This is a genomic window from Prochlorococcus marinus str. MIT 9401, assembly GCF_000760095.1.
GTDB classification, from domain to species: Bacteria; Cyanobacteriota; Cyanobacteriia; order PCC-6307; family Cyanobiaceae; genus Prochlorococcus_A; species Prochlorococcus_A marinus_I.
On the sequence record NZ_JNAR01000005.1, the window covers coordinates 13,075 to 30,524 of the forward strand.

18 protein-coding genes are annotated in these 17,450 nt (G+C 33.3%); 6 read left to right on the plus strand and 12 right to left on the minus strand.

Annotated elements, in window-relative coordinates:
- Position 1 precedes the first annotated feature (1 nt).
- The 7 genes from EV01_RS07110 to rpsL form a co-directional block, all read right to left on the minus strand.
- Positions 2–937 (minus strand): methyltransferase domain-containing protein, encoded by a 936-nt coding sequence (locus tag EV01_RS07110; protein WP_032517837.1) that lies wholly within the window; start codon positions 935–937, stop codon positions 2–4.
- Positions 938–1,594, minus strand: coding sequence for an LON peptidase substrate-binding domain-containing protein (locus EV01_RS07105; RefSeq protein ID WP_032517838.1), 657 nt, complete (start codon positions 1,592–1,594; stop codon positions 938–940). It lies immediately after the preceding gene.
- A 56-nt stretch (positions 1,595–1,650) separates the two neighbouring features.
- Entirely contained in the window at positions 1,651–1,971 is a 321-nt protein-coding gene (gene rpsJ, locus EV01_RS07100) for a 30S ribosomal protein S10 (RefSeq protein WP_002807536.1), read from the minus strand.
- Between the two features lie 99 nt (positions 1,972–2,070).
- Positions 2,071–3,270 carry an elongation factor Tu gene (gene tuf, locus EV01_RS07095; protein ID WP_032517839.1) on the minus strand — a complete coding sequence of 400 codons (1,200 nt, stop codon included), beginning with the start codon at positions 3,268–3,270 and terminating at the stop codon, positions 2,071–2,073.
- A 45-nt stretch (positions 3,271–3,315) separates the two neighbouring features.
- On the minus strand, positions 3,316–5,391 hold the full coding sequence (gene fusA, locus EV01_RS07090; protein ID WP_032517840.1) for an elongation factor G: 2,076 nt from the start codon (positions 5,389–5,391) through the stop codon (positions 3,316–3,318).
- Positions 5,392–5,487: 96 nt separating this feature from the next.
- A complete protein-coding gene (rpsG, locus tag EV01_RS07085; protein WP_002806267.1) occupies positions 5,488–5,958 on the minus strand; it encodes a 30S ribosomal protein S7 in 471 nt (156 codons plus the stop codon).
- A gap of 25 nt (positions 5,959–5,983) precedes the next feature.
- Positions 5,984–6,358 carry a 30S ribosomal protein S12 gene (gene rpsL, locus EV01_RS07080; protein ID WP_025915119.1) on the minus strand — a complete coding sequence of 125 codons (375 nt, stop codon included), beginning with the start codon at positions 6,356–6,358 and terminating at the stop codon, positions 5,984–5,986.
- Positions 6,359–6,553: 195 nt separating this feature from the next.
- Here rpsL and gltB point away from each other — a divergent pair, with 195 nt between their 5' ends.
- Positions 6,554–11,125: a glutamate synthase large subunit gene (gene gltB, locus EV01_RS07075; protein ID WP_032517841.1), complete on the plus strand. Its 4,572-nt coding sequence runs from the start codon at positions 6,554–6,556 to the stop codon at positions 11,123–11,125.
- Positions 11,126–11,419, plus strand: a complete 294-nt coding sequence (locus EV01_RS07070; RefSeq protein WP_032517842.1) for a YciI family protein — start codon at positions 11,126–11,128, stop codon at positions 11,417–11,419. It begins immediately after the preceding gene.
- A gap of 6 nt (positions 11,420–11,425) precedes the next feature.
- On the opposite strand, the gene lipA is transcribed toward EV01_RS07070, so the two are convergent.
- Positions 11,426–12,319 carry a lipoyl synthase gene (lipA, locus tag EV01_RS07065; protein WP_072013467.1) on the minus strand — a complete coding sequence of 298 codons (894 nt, stop codon included), beginning with the start codon at positions 12,317–12,319 and terminating at the stop codon, positions 11,426–11,428.
- Positions 12,320–12,664: 345 nt separating this feature from the next.
- Between lipA and EV01_RS07060 the strand changes: the two genes are divergently transcribed.
- Positions 12,665–13,288 carry a recombinase family protein gene (locus tag EV01_RS07060; protein ID WP_080725736.1) on the plus strand — a complete coding sequence of 208 codons (624 nt, stop codon included), beginning with the start codon at positions 12,665–12,667 and terminating at the stop codon, positions 13,286–13,288.
- 1 nt (position 13,289) lies between these two features.
- Positions 13,290–13,502, plus strand: coding sequence for a hypothetical protein (locus tag EV01_RS07055; RefSeq protein ID WP_032517844.1), 213 nt, complete (start codon positions 13,290–13,292; stop codon positions 13,500–13,502).
- Here EV01_RS07055 and EV01_RS07050 read toward each other — a convergent pair.
- The gene (locus EV01_RS07050) at positions 13,499–14,407 is read right to left on the minus strand and encodes a serine hydrolase (protein ID WP_032518513.1); all 909 of its coding nucleotides are present in this window, start codon (positions 14,405–14,407) and stop codon (positions 13,499–13,501) included. The genes EV01_RS07055 and EV01_RS07050 overlap by 4 nt on opposite strands.
- A gap of 3 nt (positions 14,408–14,410) precedes the next feature.
- Here EV01_RS07050 and EV01_RS07045 point away from each other — a divergent pair, with 3 nt between their 5' ends.
- Positions 14,411–15,169, plus strand: coding sequence for a C40 family peptidase (locus EV01_RS07045; RefSeq protein ID WP_032517846.1), 759 nt, complete (start codon positions 14,411–14,413; stop codon positions 15,167–15,169).
- A 55-nt stretch (positions 15,170–15,224) separates the two neighbouring features.
- On the opposite strand, the gene EV01_RS07040 is transcribed toward EV01_RS07045, so the two are convergent.
- Together EV01_RS07040 and EV01_RS09300 are read right to left on the minus strand one after the other, a co-directional pair.
- Positions 15,225–15,827, minus strand: a complete 603-nt coding sequence (locus EV01_RS07040) for a photosystem I reaction center protein subunit XI (RefSeq protein ID WP_032517847.1) — start codon at positions 15,825–15,827, stop codon at positions 15,225–15,227.
- Positions 15,828–15,857: 30 nt separating this feature from the next.
- Positions 15,858–15,971 (minus strand): photosystem I reaction center subunit VIII, encoded by a 114-nt coding sequence (locus EV01_RS09300; RefSeq protein ID WP_072013468.1) that lies wholly within the window; start codon positions 15,969–15,971, stop codon positions 15,858–15,860.
- 320 nt (positions 15,972–16,291) lie between these two features.
- On the opposite strand from EV01_RS09300, the gene EV01_RS09960 reads away from it, so the two are divergent.
- Positions 16,292–16,456, plus strand: coding sequence for a hypothetical protein (locus EV01_RS09960; RefSeq protein ID WP_241433401.1), 165 nt, complete (start codon positions 16,292–16,294; stop codon positions 16,454–16,456).
- 4 nt (positions 16,457–16,460) lie between these two features.
- Here EV01_RS09960 and EV01_RS07030 read toward each other — a convergent pair whose 3' ends face one another.
- Complete coding sequence (locus EV01_RS07030) at positions 16,461–17,423, minus strand: glycosyltransferase family 2 protein (protein WP_032517850.1); 963 nt, start codon at positions 17,421–17,423, stop codon at positions 16,461–16,463.
- Positions 17,424–17,450: the final 27 nt, after the last annotated feature.

A 17,450-nucleotide genomic window follows, 5' to 3' on the forward strand; every position in this document is an offset into this window, starting at 1 on the left:
GTTATCCTCTGCATTTATAAACTCCAAACTCCATTAAACCTTTTCTAAATGCCCAATTCATAAGAAGTATTGTTGGGATCTCTCTAATAGACTTAACTATCGCTAAAGGGCCAAGAGACAAAATTGAAAAAGGCCTCCTAAAACCCTCAAAAATAGAGTCGTACCAAGAAGGATTTGTATAAAAATTCCAATTTTCAGAAATAACCCTTCCCAAACTGTTTTTATTAGTTCCAAGAATATTAGCAAATTCGTTAATACTAATAAAATTTGGATGTACCCATTGTTCAAGTAATTGTTTAAGAACCAAATTCTCAAAAAAAGATGGGGGACTATGCCTGAGATCTCTTGAGTTCCAATCAGCAAATGCTAAATAACCACCAGGTCTTAAAGTTCTTAGCATTTCATCAGCAAACTTAGTTTTGTCATTCATGTGCGCTCCTGCCTCAACACTCCAAACCCCATCAAAGGATCCGTCTTCAAATTCTAAATCCATTGCATCCATAACTTGGAAGTTGCAATTAAGGCCAGAAGGTGTAAGTTCTCTTGCTCTTTTTACTTGAGCAGGGCTAATTGTAATTCCAGTAACGTTAAACCCATAATGTTTTGCAAGAATCCTAGAGCTTCCTCCTATTCCGCAACCTACATCAAGTATTCTGGAACCTTTTGGCAATTTGTCTAATTCACTCCACCTTACTAACTCATGAACAAATTTAGCTTTAGCCTTCCTAAAGTCAATGTTTTTTTTTCCAGAGGGATAAAAGCCCAAATGAATATGTTCTCCCCATAATCTCTCAAGTAATTTGTCCTCAGTCCAAGCATCATATGCAGAGGCTACTGTACCAGAAGAAATGTATTTTCTAGCATTAATCCTCCAAATGAAAAATAATACTAAAAATAATAAAACTATTAAAAAAAAAGTCAATATTAATTCAAACATTTAATTTTCTTTGGTATCAGGAAAACTTTCTTTCAAGGCTGTTCTTGCTGCAAGTTGTTTTCTTGTATGATCAAGCATTTCATACTCCCTTTGCAAACGAGTATAAGTATTGCGTTCCTCTAAAAGTCTTTGCTGTTCATAAGCAACTGGACCACCAAGATGAGCTCCAATCCAAAATGATAATTCCATGGGATTATCAGGTAGTTTATCCGGTAGGTTGTTCCGAGTATTAGTCAATTTACTTGTTAGATTAATAACATCGCTTAACGCAACTGTGACTTGCTCTTTTAGAAAATCTAACTTTTGAAAATTTTCAGTATTATCATCGCTAATCCAACTTACCATTGCAGAATAGAATGGAGTTGAACGAATAATCTCTAATACTTGAAATCTTTGTTGACCCAAAGTAACAATATTACTTCTACCATCTTCGGCAGTTTGATGTTTTATTATTTGTGCGCAACAACCAATATTGGCCATACTTTTGGTGCTTGAATCCCATTTTATAACTCCAAACATGGAATCACTCTCCAAAACAGTTTTAAGCATGATTCTGTATCTAGATTCAAAAATATGTAAAGGCAATACTTCTTGGGGGAAAAGGACTACCTCCGGCAAAGGAAATAAAGGCAATTCCCTTACTGAGAGCTCTCCCATTTAAACCTCATTCACATTTAATTATACTAATAAATTTAAGTCGTTTTTGGGTTATCTTAAAGTTTAACTTCTATATCTACACCACTAGGAAGATCCAACTTCATTAGAGCATCAATAGTTTTTGCAGAAGGACTATAAATATCAATTATTCTTCTATGGGTTCTTGTTTCAAAATGCTCTCTAGAATCTTTATCAACATGGGGTGACCTTAAAACACAATAAATTTTCCTCTTTGTAGGTAAAGGTATTGGACCTATTGCTGATGCAGAAGTAGTGTCGGCAGTTTGAATTATCTTATCGCAAGACAAATCTAACATTCTTCTGTCGAATGCTTTTAGTCTTATTCTTATTTTTTGTTGTGCAATTGATGCAGTCATGATTTCAAAAAAACAACTAGTGTAGGGCCATTAATTAAATGGCCCTAATCCATTTACTTATATTAAGTGATCAAGGTTAAATTCTTAAAATTCAATATATTATTTGAGAATTTTAGAAACAACTCCAGCACCAATAGTACGACCACCTTCACGGATAGCGAATCTCATACCTTGTTCAATAGCTACTGGACAAATTAATTCTCCAGTCATCTTGATTCTGTCGCCTGGCATAACCATTTCTACGTTAGAACCATCATCAGAAGTAAAGGCAGTGATTTGACCTGTTACATCAGTTGTTCTGATATAAAACTGTGGCCTATATCCCGCAAAGAAAGGAGTATGTCTACCACCCTCTTCTTTTTTGAGAACGTAGACTTCTCCTTCAAACTGAGTATGAGGAGTAATGGATCCTTTCTTTACAAGGACCATTCCTCTTTCAATATCTTCTTTTTGAACTCCACGTAAAAGTAAGCCAACATTATCGCCAGCCATACCTTCATCTAGAAGTTTTCGGAACATCTCAACTCCAGTAACAGTTGTTAACCTTGTATCTCTTATTCCAACTATTTCTACTTCCTCTCCAACTTTAACTTTTCCTCTTTCAATTCTTCCAGTAGCAACAGTTCCTCTACCAGTAATTGAGAAAACGTCTTCAACTGCCATCAAGAATGGTTTATCAACCTCTCTTTCAGGTTCAGGAATATTAGAATCAACTGCCTTCATTAATTCTTCAATTTTTGATTCCCAAGTAGAATCCCCTTCAAGAGCTTTTAAACCTGAAACTTGAACTATAGGAATATCATCTCCAGGGAAATCATAACTATCTAATAGTTCTCTGATTTCCATTTCAACAAGTTCAATAATTTCTTCATCATCAACCATATCGCACTTGTTAAGAGCTACTACAAGAGCTGGAACTCCAACTTGTTTAGCTAGAAGAATATGCTCTTTCGTTTGAGCCATAGGACCATCTGTAGCTGCACAAACTAGAATAGCTCCGTCCATTTGGGCGGCTCCTGTAATCATGTTTTTTACATAATCAGCATGCCCAGGGCAATCGACATGAGCATAATGTCTTCCTTCAGTTTCATATTCTACATGAGCTGTATTGATGGTAATGCCACGCTCTCTTTCTTCAGGAGCACCATCAATGTCTCCATAGTCTTGAGCTTGAGCTTGACCTTTTTTTGCTAATACATTTGTAATAGCAGCAGTTAGTGTTGTCTTTCCATGATCAACATGGCCAATAGTACCTATGTTGACATGTGGTTTGTTCCTTTCGAACTTCTCGCGAGCCATTTTGAATTAAAGAATCGAGGGTTTAATAGTGTTTTAGTTTAGAGATCAGGAGTTGCCCTGATTCTTGGAAATGATAGCTTCAGCAACATTACGAGGAACTTCCTCATAGTTTGCGAACTCCATTGAAAATATACCCCGACCTTGAGTCATTGATCGGAGTTGAGTGGCATAACCGAACATTTCGGCTAAGGGCACTTTGGCCTGTACCTTAGACAATCCATCATCGACAGATTGTCCTTCTACTTGACCTCTTCTAGAAGAGAGATCACCAATTACAGATCCAAGAAAGTCTTCAGGACTTTCGACCTCAACTTTCATCATAGGCTCTAAAAGGACAGGATTGCATTTTTTAACCCCGTCTTTGAAAGCCATGGAACCTGCAATTTTGAAGGCCATTTCAGATGAGTCTACATCGTGGAATGAACCATCGACTAGTGTTACTTTTACATCAATGAGTGGATAACCGGCAAGAACACCAGATTCACAGGTTTCTTTCATTCCATTAGATGCAGGCCCAATGTACTCTTTTGGTACAGCTCCCCCAACAATTTTGTTTACAAATTCAAAACCTTTACCAACTTCAGCGGGTTCCATTTCAATAATTACATGACCATATTGACCTTTTCCTCCAGTTTGTCTTGCATATTTACCTTCACCTTTAGAACTTGATCTTATTGTCTCTCTGTATGAAACTTGTGGGGCTCCAATATTAGCTTCAACTTTAAATTCCCTTAACATTCTGTCAACAAGGATTTCTAAATGCAACTCACCCATACCTGCAATAACAGTTTGATTTGTCTCAGGATCTGTGCTTACCCTAAAAGTTGGATCCTCTTCAGACAAAGCAGTTAAAGCTTTTGATAATTTTTCCATATCGCCTTTAGTTTTTGGCTCAACAGCCACAGAGATAACTGGTTCAGGTATAAACAATGTCTCCAAAACTATTGGATCTTCTGTGTTACATAAAGTATCGCCAGTTGTTGTATTTTTAAGACCTAATACAGCTCCTAAATCCCCAGCCCTCAGTTCATCAACCTCCTCTCTTTCATCAGCCTTAAGAATCACTAGTCTTGAAATTCTTTCTTTAGCATCCTTAGTGGAATTCATTACATAACTTCCCTTTGAAAGAACACCGGAATACATTCTTACAAAAGTTAATTTTCCATAAGGATCTGACATGACTTTGAAAGCTAATGCACTGAAAGGAGCATTATCATCTGAGGGTCTAACATCTTCTTTTCCACTTGGTAAAACACCTTGTATTGGTTTCACATCAACTGGAGCTGGCAAATAATCAACAACAGCGTCTAATACAAGTTGAACTCCTTTATTCTTAAAAGCTGATCCGCAGAGAACAGGAACTAACCCATGTTTTAAAACACCTTCTCTAATACCTTTTTTCAATTGTTCTGTAGATAATTCTCCTGTTTCGAGAAAAATCTCAATTAACTCTTCATCATTTTCTGCGACACTTTCCATTAACTTGAGTCTCCATTCAGCAGCCTCATCCTTCATTTCAGATGGAATCGGTGCTTCTTCAATATCGGTACCTAAGTCATTTTTGTAAAGATATGCTTTGTTGGCTACTAGATCAATAATTCCTGTAAGATCGCCTTCAGCTCCAATAGGTAGTTGAATTGGGAGTGCATTTGCCTTAAGTCGATCTTTAATTTGTTTATTGACTTTTAGAAAGTCTGCACCAGTCCTGTCCATTTTATTAACAAAAACCATTCTTGGGACAGAATATCTATCTGCTTGACGCCAAACTGTTTCAGATTGAGGCTGAACTCCACCAACTGCGCAAAACACAGCAATAACTCCATCCAAGACCCTCATTGATCTTTCAACTTCAATTGTAAAGTCAACATGTCCAGGAGTATCAATAATATTAATTCTATGATCTTGCCAACTAGTAGATATTGCTGCAGCAGTGATAGTAATTCCTCTTTCTCTTTCTTGAGCCATCCAATCTGTTACAGCAGCACCATCATGTACTTCTCCAATCTTGTGAACAACACCTGAATAAAACAAAATTCTTTCAGTAGTTGTAGTCTTCCCAGCATCGATATGAGCGGCTATACCTATGTTCCTTACTCGTTCTAGGGGAAAGTCGCGTGCCAATTTTAAAGCTCCAAATAAAATAATTTTGATAAGTGTAGTTCACCCAAAAAGTAAACTTTAATAATAATAAACTACTTAAGTACCTTTTTGATGAAATTAATATCTGTAATGTGCAAAAGCCTTATTAGCTTCAGCCATTTTATGAGTATCTTCTCTTTTTTTAACTGCACTTCCAGTTTCATTTGCTGCATCCATCAGCTCGCCAGCAAGTTTTTGGGACATACTTTTGCCATTTCTTGCACGTGAGAATGTAACAAGCCATCTTAATGCCATAGCTGTACCCCTCTCTTGACGCACTTCCATAGGTACTTGATAAGTTGCTCCACCAACTCTTCTAGCTCGCACCTCCACAAGAGGAGTAGCATTTTTTACAGCTGTTTCAAATAATTCGACTGCATTTCCACCTGTTCTCTCGCTAATTAAAGAAAAAGCATCAGACAATATTCTTTGAGCTGTAGATTTTTTTCCATGTTTCATCAATCGAGAAATCATCATTGAAGCAAGACGACTATTAAATTGAGGATCTGGAAGAACTGGTCTTTTTACTGCTGCATTACGACGTGACATGTTTTTAAAAAGTGATGTTTACAAATTAATCTTTTGGAGCTTTTGCTCCATACTTAGATCTGGATTGACGTCTATCTTTGACTCCAGCGGTATCTAAAGTTCCTCTTATTATATGATATCTAACTCCTGGCAAATCCTTAACTCTTCCACCCCTTAGCAGCACTACAGAGTGTTCTTGCAAATTATGACCAATTCCAGGAATATAAGCCGTTACTTCGAAGCCAGAAGTTAATCTCACCCTTGCAACTTTTCTTAAAGCTGAATTAGGTTTTTTAGGTGTTGAAGTATAAACTCTCGTACATACGCCTCTTCTTTCTGGGCAAGCTTTTAATGCAGGAGATTTTGTTTTCCTAGTCAGACGTTTTCTTTCTGAACCTATTAATTGTGAGATGGTAGGCATCTATTATATTCTAAAAAAAATTAACACCTAAACATCATAACCCTTTATGAGCACCAACTAAAAGTTTTTAATGATATTTTTTCTAAAAATTTGTGAAATTAAAATTTTTGGTAAATATTAATTATCTTTATATTTATTTTCATATTTATTTTTATAATGTAAATAAATAAATAACTAAATAAAATAAAATAATCTATGGGAGAGAGTAACAAAAGAATCGTTGTGCCATATCAAGATAGTTATTCCCCAAATGGAATAATTGGTGAGAAAGATGCATGTGGAGTTGGTTTCATAGCAAATATTGAAGGAGTAGAAAGCAACTGGATCCTAAAACAATCTCTAAAAGGGCTTAACTGCATGGAGCATAGAGGTGGTTGTGGGGGAGATAGTGACTCCGGAGATGGAGCGGGGATTTTATGTTCAATCCCTTGGAATTTCTTAGAACAAGAAGTGAATTTTGAAAATAAAGAAGATTATAATAAAGGATTAGGTATGATTTTCATGCCTAATAAAAAAGAGAAAATTGAAGAATGTAAATCTATATGTGACGAGGAAGCAAAAAATTTAGGAATAAACAAAACATCTTGGAGAACAGTACCTGTCAATAATGAAATCTTAGGTCCTTTGGCGAAAGCAAATTCTCCATTTATAAGTCAGTGGATTTTATTCATAGATAAAAAATACAACGATGATACAGAGAGGCTTTTATTTCAATTAAGGAAAAGAATTGAGAAAAAAATAAGAGAAATTTTTAAAAACCATGTTGGAGATTGTGAATTTTATTTTGCCTCACTAAGTTCAAAAACAGTTGTCTACAAAGGTATGGTTCGTTCTGAAATATTATCTGAGTTTTATCAAGACTTAAAAGAAGAGAGTTTTAAAGTCTCATTTTCGGTTTACCATAGAAGATTTAGTACTAATACACTTCCAAAATGGCCACTAGCTCAGCCTATGAGATTCTTAGGCCATAACGGTGAAATTAATACTCTCTTAGGCAATATCAACTGGGCTAAAGCTTCAGAAACACATATAGATGATTTTTGGGGAGAGTTATCTAACGAAATTAAGCCAATCGTAGATATAAATAAAAGTGATTCATCAAATCTTGATGCAACTCTTGAAATTAATATTCGTTCAGGTCAGCCCATTACTGACTCATTGTTAAAGCTTGTTCCTGAAGCATTTAGAGATCAACCAGAACTTGAACAAAGAGAAGACATAAAATCATTTTATGAGTATTCTGCGAGCCTACAAGAAGCCTGGGATGGTCCTGCTCTACTTGTATTTGCAGATGGAAATTTTGTAGGAGCAACACTTGATAGAAATGGTCTAAGACCAGCAAGATATTCAATTACAAATGATGGTTTTGTAATAATGGGTTCTGAAACAGGAGTAGTAGATCTTGAAGAGGAAAGAGTAATTGAAAAAGGTAGATTAGGACCTGGACAAATGTTGGCGGTTGATTTTCATCAAAATAGAATTCTCAGAAATTGGGAGGTAAAATCTGAAGCCGCTCAAAGGCATGATTACAAAACCCTCTTAAGTAATAGAATTATCAAAATCGATAATAGTGAATGGTTAAGAGACTGCAAACTAAAAGATCTTGAGCTATTACAACAACAAACTGCGTATGGTTTTTCAGCAGAAGATAATGATCTAATTTTGGATTCAATGGCTTCATTAGCTAAAGAGCCTACCTATTGCATGGGCGACGATATCCCATTAGCAGTGCTTTCTTCAAAGCCACATATTTTATATGACTATTTCAAGCAAAGATTTGCACAAGTTACAAATCCTCCTATTGATCCCTTAAGAGAAAAATTGGTAATGAGTCTAGAGATGCATCTTGGAGAAAGATGTACTCCATTTGAGATTAAAGATCCTAAACCTTTTGTTCATTTACAAAGTCCAATTCTCAATGAGGAAGAACTCATTTCCATTAAAAAATCAAAAATTAAATATCAAACAATTTCAAGTTTGTTTGATATTGAGGAAGGTGTTCAAGGCTTAGAGAACCAACTAAAAACAATTTGTGAACAGAGTGAGCTATCTATTAAAGAAGGTTGCTCTTTAATTATTATTTCTGATAAGGGTATTAATCCTACAAAGACTTTTATTCCTCCTTTACTTGCTGTTGGAGCGATTCATCATTACCTTCTAAAAAAAGAAATCAGGCTAAAAGCTTCTCTAATTATTGAAACAGGTCAATGTTGGAGCACCCATCACCTGGCTTGCTTGATTGGTTATGGTGCAAGCGCGGTTTGCCCTTGGCTGACCTTCGAAGCAGGTAGACACTGGTTAAAACATCCAAAGACACAAAAACTCATTGATAGTAAAAAAATAAATCCATTATCAATAATTGATGTTCAAGAAAATATTAAAAAAGCTCTAGAAGACGGTTTAAGAAAAATTCTTTCGAAAATAGGTATCTCGCTTTTATCTAGTTACCATGGTGCACAAATTTTTGAAGCTGTGGGCCTTGGATCTGACTTAATAAAAATTGCTTTTGATGGTACAACTAGTCGTATCTCTGGCATAACATTAAAAGAATTAACTAATGAAACACTTTCAATACATACGAAAGCCTATCCAGAGATCGATTTAAAAAAATTAGAATTCTTAGGATTTGTACAATTTAGAAATAATGGAGAATATCATTCAAATAACCCAGAGATGTCCAAAGTTTTACATTCAGCGGTAAAACAAGGGCCAGGATACGATCATTTTGAAACCTACAAAAAACTTATTAGTAATAGACCAACAACATCTCTAAGAGATTTACTAACAATTGATTCACAAAGAAAAAGTATTCCATTAGAGGAAGTTGAGAGTGTTGAATCAATTTGCAAAAGGTTCTGTACTGGAGGAATGAGTTTAGGCGCTTTATCCAGAGAAGCACATGAAGTTTTAGCAGTTGCAATGAATAGAATTGGTGGAAAAAGTAATAGTGGAGAAGGGGGAGAGGATCCAGCTCGTTTTAATGTTTTAAATGATATCGATGAAAATACTCAATCAGCAACTTTGCCATTCATTAAAGGTTTAGAGAATGGCGACACTGCATGCTCAGCTATTAAACAAATAGCTTCAGGAAGATTTGGAGTGACACCTGAATATCTAAGAAGTGGCAAACAATTAGAAATTAAAATGGCTCAAGGTGCAAAACCGGGAGAAGGGGGGCAATTGCCTGGTCCAAAAGTTGATTCTTACATCGCAAAACTAAGAAATAGTAAACCTGGAGTAGCTTTAATATCTCCTCCGCCGCATCATGATATTTATTCAATTGAAGATTTAGCTCAACTTATCCATGACTTACACCAAGTTCATCCAAAAGCGAAAGTAAGCGTTAAGCTTGTTTCTGAAATTGGCATAGGCACTATTGCTGCTGGTGTAAGCAAAGCTAATGCAGATGTTATTCAAATTTCAGGCCATGACGGAGGTACAGGTGCTTCACCCCTGAGTTCTATTAAACATGCAGGTTTACCATGGGAACTAGGTGTAGCTGAAGTTCATAAATCTCTCTTAGAGAATAACTTACGTGAAAGAGTAATTTTGAGAACTGATGGTGGTCTTAAAACAGGCTGGGATGTAGTTATTGCAGCTTTACTAGGTGCTGAAGAATACGGTTTTGGTTCTGTAGCAATGATTGCTGAAGGATGCATAATGGCTCGAGTTTGTCATACAAACAAGTGTCCTGTTGGAGTTGCCACTCAAAAAGAAGAATTAAGAAAAAGATTTAAAGGTATTCCAGAAAATGTTGTTAATTTTTTCTTGTTTATTGCTGAAGAAGTAAGACAGATAATGAGTAGTATCGGCGTTTCTAATATGGAAGAACTAATTGGTAATCAAGAATTTCTTTTTGCAAGAAATATCGATCTTCCAAAAACTTCTAATATTGATCTTTCTTCTTTAGTAAATAAACATTCAACCATTGATAGATCATGGTTAAAACATTCAAAGACTGCCCATAGTAATGGTTATGTATTAGAAGACGAGTTTTTATCTGATACTGAATTTATAAATTCAATTACAAATCACGAAATATTAACCAAAGAAATTGAGATAAAAAATACAGATAGAAGTGTTTGTGCGAAAATATCAGGCGAAATCGCAGAACTTCATGGCAACACAGGCTTCAATGGCGAACTCAACTTAAATTTCAAAGGATATGCAGGACAAAGCTTTGGTGCCTTTTTATTGAAGGGAATGAATGTTCAATTAATCGGAGAAGCAAATGATTATGTTTGTAAAGGAATGAATGGAGGAACTCTAACGATAATTCCACCAAAAATAGATAAAACTTCCTCCGAACAAGTTATTTTAGGAAACACCTGCCTTTATGGAGCAACAGGCGGGAAATTATTTGCATTAGGAAAATCGGGCGAAAGATTTGCAGTAAGAAATAGTGGTGCTATTGCGGTAACAGAAGGAGCAGGTGATCATTGTTGTGAATACATGACTGGTGGGAAAGTAGTTATTCTAGGTTCCACAGGAAGGAATATTGGTGCGGGCATGACTGGTGGAATAGCTTTTATAATTGATGAGGGTAATGATCTGAGTAATAAAGTTAATAAAGAAATTGTTAGCATTCATAAAATAACTACATCAAAGCAAGAAGATATCTTATTGGAAATTATTAGAGAATATTTAGCAAAAACAAATAGTTTAAAAGCGGCCAAAATAATCCAAAATTGGTCTTATTACAAGAGTACTTTCAAATTAATAGTTCCCCCAAGCGAAGAAGAAATGCTTGGCCTAAAGAAAATGTAAATGCCTTTTTTTGTAAAAACTGAAATTATAAAAAAAGAATACTTAATTAATCATGATTTTAAAAAAAAAATAATTAAAGAACATATTGATTGGATAAAAAAATTAAAAAAAGAGGGAATTAAAATTAAAAGTGGCTTTTTAGTAGATCAGTTAAAGAGGCCAGGTGATGGCGGATTACTCATACTTGAGATTAATAATTATAAAAATGCACTAGAGATCATTAAGAATGATCCAATGATTAAAAATAATCTTGTTGAATGGAAATTAAATGAGTGGGTAGATTCAAATAGATAAAAATGACTATCTCGGATACTTTTTCATAAGTTTTTGAATTTCTTCAGCATGGTAACTGCTACGAGTTAAAGGAGAACTAACTACTTGCATAAAGTCCAAATCTTTTTCCCCGAAAACTTTATAATAATTAAATTTTGAGGGACTCACAAATCTTTGAACAGGTAAATGATTAGGGCCAGGAGATAAGTATTGGCCAATAGTAACAATATCAACGAAATTACTTTTTAAATCCTTAAGAAGACTTAAGACCTCCTCCTCTTTTTCCCCTAAACCAAGCATAAAGCCTGACTTTGTATAAACTTTGGGAGAATATTCTCTGGTCCTTTTAAGCAACTCAAGAGTTCTCTCATATTTCCCCTGAGGTCTTACTCTTTTGTATAGGGAAGACACAGTCTCAATATTATGATTTAAAACGTTTGGATTTGAATCAAGAACTTTTTCAAGCGCTTTCCAGTTGCCACAAAGATCAGGTATTAAAAGCTCAATAGTAGTTTCAGGAGATTTTTCTCTTACTTGATAAACACATTCAAAAAATTGAGATGCGCCACCATCCTCAAGATCGTCTCTATTAACCGATGTGATTACAACATGTTTAAGTTGCATTCTATAAACCGCTTCTGCTAAACGATATGGTTCTGTTGGATCTAATTCTCTTTGAGATCTATCAAAATCAATATCGCAATATGGACATGCCCTTGTACAGCCAGGACCCATTATGAGGAAAGTGGCAGTTCCACTTGCAAAACATTCACCAATATTTGGACAACTTGCCTCTTGACATACAGTATTGAGATTTAAATCATTTAGCAAATTTGCAGTATTCCCAATTCTCTCAACTTGTGGAGCTTTTACTCTCAACCAATCAGGTTTTGAAATTAAACTATAGGAATTATTATTCAAATTAATTTTTTTAACCTGTATTCCTATTTTACTAGAAACATTTTGAATTAACTATTAATAAATAATTTCAAAAATGAAGACTAATTAATATAAGTCAATAAATAAATGAATTTAATTAATCCATCGACAATTTAAAAGATCCTTATTCAAATTAATATTTAAACTATGTTTTTTGTTTCATCAACAAAAACTAGAACAGAATTTAGAACATTTTTTTAGTACAGTAATCAGTACATTTTATTTTAGCAATAGACTATTTTTTCATAACTATGTATTGAATTTTTTGTCCTAAGAAGTGTTTTTTCCTAATTTATTGATACAGTAAAAAATATATGTAATAAAACATTGACTTTTAAATTTAAAAGAAAACGCGTTTTACTATCTGAAAAAAATAAAAGCTCTAAAGCAATAGGTTATGCTAGAGCTACTTATAATGAATTTAAAAATTTAGAAGAGCAAATAAAACATTTAAAGAGAGAAGGTTGCAGTTTAGTTTTCTCTGAATTTATAAGTTTAGATGCAGAAGTCAAACCCCAACTCAATAAAGCTATAAATTCCTTAACTAAAGGTGATCAATTAATAATAACTGAGCTTGATCGAGCATTTAAAGATAAAAAAGAATGTTTGATGACAATAAATAAACTTATTAGTAAGGATATTAAATTGCGAACTTTGACTGGTTTTTTTGCGGCTAATGAATCTCCTAAAGAGAATTCTTCAATTTTTAAAATTTTATATGAATTAAATAATCTAGAAGACAAAAGTTTAGGTGAAAGAAAAAGAGAACAACTTTTGCGCAGAAAATTATCTGGAAATAATCTGGGAGGAAGGCCTAAAATAAGTCCTTTGAAAGAATCTTTAGTAATCAGATTGCGTAATGAGGGGTATTCATATAGATCAATCAGATCACAAACAGGAATTGCATTGTCAACAATAAGAAGAGTGATTTTGGAGGGAGAATTAACGTAAAATGAGGAAGACAGAAATTGAGAATTTAATTAAAGAAAATATTAAAGATACTGCATTGCGTATTTTTGAATTAGATAATGATGATAGAAAAAGTTTGTTAGCAGAATATAGAGAATGGATTATGAATGATTTAGATTGTGTAGAAGTAATGATGCTTCCTTATGAAGCCTATACAGACAAATTAGACTCTAAATTCATAGACGATACACTTTAGTCGTCAATAATATATGTTTTATTAAATTCATATACTTCCTTTGCTACTAATGGTAAGAAGGAAGTATTTTTGGAATATACTTCCCCATTACAAAAAACGACTAATAAAGTTTGCAAAGATTGACTATTAACCCACCAAGCAGAATCATGTCTAACTTCGGACATTAAGCCTGCTTTACTCCAAAGATTAATGCTTTCAGGTAATCCTGCACCCAAAAAACCATCTATTTGATTAAGAGAATCGTTTTTAAGAACAAATTTATTTAAATTTCTTTTTAAAAATCCTCGCAGATTTAAATCATTTTCTTGATAATCAATATGAATCATAATTTCCTCCAATACCCTTGCAGCTGAATCAGAATTCATTGAGTTTCTATTTGTATTATCATGTCCATAAAATTCTTTCTCACGACCAAATGGTCCATCATCCCAGGTCTTCTGACAGCAATTAATACCAACCAATTCTTCCCAATTTAAATCATGTATCCAATCATTTATGATACTTCTTTGGTATTTCCAATTTTCCCATAGTTCGCCGTCAATACAAGGTCCACTTGTTGTTCCAGTAAGTAAATCAATTAAAAAGCTTGTTGCATTATTACTTGAGAAAGACAACATTTTCCTTACAGCATCAATAATTTCATCTGATAATAATAAACTTCCTTTTTTAATCCAATAAAATACAGCAAGGCCATAAACCAACTTGACTATGCTGGCAGGATAAACCATTTTTTTATTATTAATACCAGTTCCAAAACCTTTAAACACACTTTTATTTTGACTTTTATAATTAATCCAAGTTATCGAAATATCTTCTCTTAAAAAATCTTTATTATAAGAGCATGCTCTCCCTAAAATATCATTTAAGGCTAGACTCATCTCTTTACTTGAATAGTAAAAGGTCATCGTATGGAAGTTTATAAAAATCCTATCTCACTATTTAAACAAACTAATTTTTCAAAAACTATTTGGTGGAAATTAAAAGTCAATATTTCTGGATATCAAAATGAAACAGAAGATAAATTAGTTACTGAAATATTAGAAAATAGAATTTTTAGACTACTTTATCCAAAAATTTTTCAACATAAAAATAAAATTTCAAGAATTCTTATTCAGCTATACGAAGATGGCTATGTCTGTTGGATAAATTTAGATGGATTAGTAATTGACAAATGCGAATTAAGCAAAAATGAGCATTTATCCAATACACACATCTTTATTAAGGATAAAGTTCCTTCAATTTTACAATGGATCAAGGATCAATCTGAGTTAAATAATGAATACCTTTGGGGAGGAACATTAGGACCCAATTTTGATTGTTCTGGATTAATTCAGACTGCTTTTTACAAGCATCATATTTATATACCTCGAGATTCTTTTCAAATTAAAAGTTTTTGCAAACACCTTTTTTATTTCAAGGAAATTAACAAAAATCTTGAACCAGGAGACCTCTTGTTCTTTGGAAACGAAGGACAATGTGATCATATTGGAATCTATAAAGGCGATGGATTATATTATCATAGCTCTGGTAAAGAGTTTGGTAGAAATGGAATAGGATTAGATACTTTAAAAGAGACAAATAACTCAATTTCATTGCATTATCAATCTAAGCTTATTTCAGCAGGTAGAGTTATTAGAGGATACAGGTGGGATAGAACTATTAGATAGAAGTCTTTTTATTAAATTAATATATTGAAAATTGATTACTTATTTAGATTTCAGGTTAGCCAGTAGTCCAAATATTTTGAATTAATTGCATAATGCTGTTCAAATGAAGTGTGCCTACAAGAAGCCATGCAAAAACAGCTCCTCCACAGCCACCAAGCCAAAATCCACTCGTAAAATCAGCCCACCCTGATCTAGTAAATAAATCTGCAGGAGGGTTATTAACAGTAGCATCAGGAGGTTGCACATTAGGGGCTTTACCAGGGGCGTTGTAGAGAACTAAAAGTGCCGTCAAAATATGAACAGCCCCGATAGCAGCAAGTAATCCTGCTGTTAATGCAAATTCAGAATTTCTTAAAGGGCCAGTCATCGTAAATGGACCATATAAGAGATAACCAAAAGCTGCTCCAGTTTCAAGACCTCTAAAGTTTGGAGAAATTCCTTCTCTATAAAAAGGTAAATTGTTTATAAAGGCTTTAGTAAAATAACCACTATTAACTGGGGTAGCTAAATTTCCAACAAACGGATCAGAGACTGTTTTAACTGCCCATTGTTCTGCGACGCCAATATCTGTGGGCTGGACACTTTGATCTATATATTTTTCAGGAAATTTAGGCTTGGCTCCTAATAACTCTTTACTTGGTGTTTGTGAATCGCTCATTTTAAAAAAAGATAATGTGATAATTGATTTTTATTCAGTAGCTGTTATAAATCTGCCTATTAAAACAATAAAAACAGCAGGTGCTAATAAGCCAATCATTGGCACAAAGACCGAGGGAAGAAGATTTGAAAATTCAGATGACATAATTCCTTTAACATCTTTAATTACTTTAGTATTTATATTAGAAATAATGTTAAATTTATTACTGGATGATATAAAAATTATTAACTTTTTACATGCTAATTTTTTTCACAATACTACTCATTATTTTTATTCTATTAATATTATATATTTTTAAAAAAAGCATTTTCAAAAAGATAATTAATATAAATAAAATTCACTTAAAAAAACTTATAAAAAATAAAAATCACAATATTAAATATCCAGTTGAAAAGAATAGTTTTTCGTACAAACATAAAGATAATACATATTCAGCATTTCAAAAAAAATCTCAAAGAACTAGGATGTTAAAACTATTTCGAAGTAACACAAAAGATAAATTAAAAGCACTCCAGATTGCAGAGGAATTAGCAGACAAATCAACATTATCTATTTTAAGAAAAGGTTTAAGAGATACTTCTCCTGAAATAGTAGAAATTTCTGCTAAGTTAATAAGAAATTTTAAGTGAAAGTTTAATTTTTTGTTTTACCATGAATTTTTCTAATTCTATAAATAGGTCTGTCTTGACTTTCATGATAAGTCCTTATTAAAAGTTCACTTAATAATCCAAAGCTAAATAACTGAACCCCTGCAATTCCTAATATGAGTGCAAACATAAGCATGGGACGGCTTCCAATATCGTCTCCCAATATTTTTATAACTAACAAGTAAGAAGACATAGAAAAACTTAAAAATATACTTATAATCCCAACGAAACCAAATCCATACATTGGTCTTGTCAAGAATTTAGTCATAAACCAAACAGTTAGTAAATCCATTAAAACTCTGAAAGTTCTATCAATTCCATATTTACTTCTTCCATATTTTCGACTTCTATGATTAACCTTAATTTCTTTAATTTGTGCTCCTTCAATATTTGCTAAAACAGGTAAAAATCTATGAAGTTCTCCATATAGCTTAATATCATCTATTATTTCTTTTTTAAAAGCCTTTAATGAACAGCCATAATCATGCAATTTTAAGCCTGTTACACTAGCAATTAATTTATTTGCTATTTTTGATGGAATCTTCCTATTAAGTAATTTATCCTTCCTATCAAACCTCCATCCACATATCAAATCATAGCCTAAATTTAATTCCGCAATCAATTTAGGAATATCATTTGGATCATTTTGCAGGTCACCGTCTAAAGTGACAACAATATTACCATTGGAATTATCAAAACCGGCAGACATTGCAGCTGTTTGTCCATAATTTTTGCGCAGAGAAATAACTGATAATTCTTTCATTTTAAGAGCTATTTCTTCTATTACTGTTTGAGTATTATCTTGAGAACCATCATTTACGACAATCAACTCAAAATTTAATTCATTAGTTTGCATCACACTCTTGACTTCATCTAATAGAAAACCAATACTCTCACTTTCATTAAAAACTGGGATAATAATAGAAATTAAATTGCTTATTTCTGCCATATATTTTTTAAGATTATAATCATATAA

What these genes read in the sequence shown, in the direction of transcription:
- EV01_RS07110 (WP_032517837.1), bottom strand. Translation starts at nt 937, where the DNA reads ATGTTTGAATTAATATTGACTTTTTTTTTAATAGTTTTATTATTTTTA.
- EV01_RS07105 (WP_032517838.1), bottom strand. Translation starts at nt 1,594, where the DNA reads ATGGGAGAGCTCTCAGTAAGGGAATTGCCTTTATTTCCTTTGCCGGAG.
- rpsJ (WP_002807536.1), bottom strand. Translation starts at nt 1,971, where the DNA reads ATGACTGCATCAATTGCACAACAAAAAATAAGAATAAGACTAAAAGCA.
- tuf (WP_032517839.1), bottom strand. Translation starts at nt 3,270, where the DNA reads ATGGCTCGCGAGAAGTTCGAAAGGAACAAACCACATGTCAACATAGGT.
- rpsG (WP_002806267.1), bottom strand. Translation starts at nt 5,958, where the DNA reads ATGTCACGTCGTAATGCAGCAGTAAAAAGACCAGTTCTTCCAGATCCT.
- rpsL (WP_025915119.1), bottom strand. Translation starts at nt 6,358, where the DNA reads ATGCCTACCATCTCACAATTAATAGGTTCAGAAAGAAAACGTCTGACT.
- gltB (WP_032517841.1), top strand. Translation starts at nt 6,554, where the DNA reads ATGGGAGAGAGTAACAAAAGAATCGTTGTGCCATATCAAGATAGTTAT.
- EV01_RS07070 (WP_032517842.1), top strand. Translation starts at nt 11,126, where the DNA reads ATGCCTTTTTTTGTAAAAACTGAAATTATAAAAAAAGAATACTTAATT.
- EV01_RS07055 (WP_032517844.1), top strand. Translation starts at nt 13,290, where the DNA reads ATGAGGAAGACAGAAATTGAGAATTTAATTAAAGAAAATATTAAAGAT.
- EV01_RS07050 (WP_032518513.1), bottom strand. Translation starts at nt 14,407, where the DNA reads ATGACCTTTTACTATTCAAGTAAAGAGATGAGTCTAGCCTTAAATGAT.
- EV01_RS07045 (WP_032517846.1), top strand. Translation starts at nt 14,411, where the DNA reads ATGGAAGTTTATAAAAATCCTATCTCACTATTTAAACAAACTAATTTT.
- EV01_RS07040 (WP_032517847.1), bottom strand. Translation starts at nt 15,827, where the DNA reads ATGAGCGATTCACAAACACCAAGTAAAGAGTTATTAGGAGCCAAGCCT.
- EV01_RS09300 (WP_072013468.1), bottom strand. Translation starts at nt 15,971, where the DNA reads ATGTCATCTGAATTTTCAAATCTTCTTCCCTCGGTCTTTGTGCCAATG.
- EV01_RS09960 (WP_241433401.1), top strand. Translation starts at nt 16,292, where the DNA reads ATGTTAAAACTATTTCGAAGTAACACAAAAGATAAATTAAAAGCACTC.
- EV01_RS07030 (WP_032517850.1), bottom strand. Translation starts at nt 17,423, where the DNA reads ATGGCAGAAATAAGCAATTTAATTTCTATTATTATCCCAGTTTTTAAT.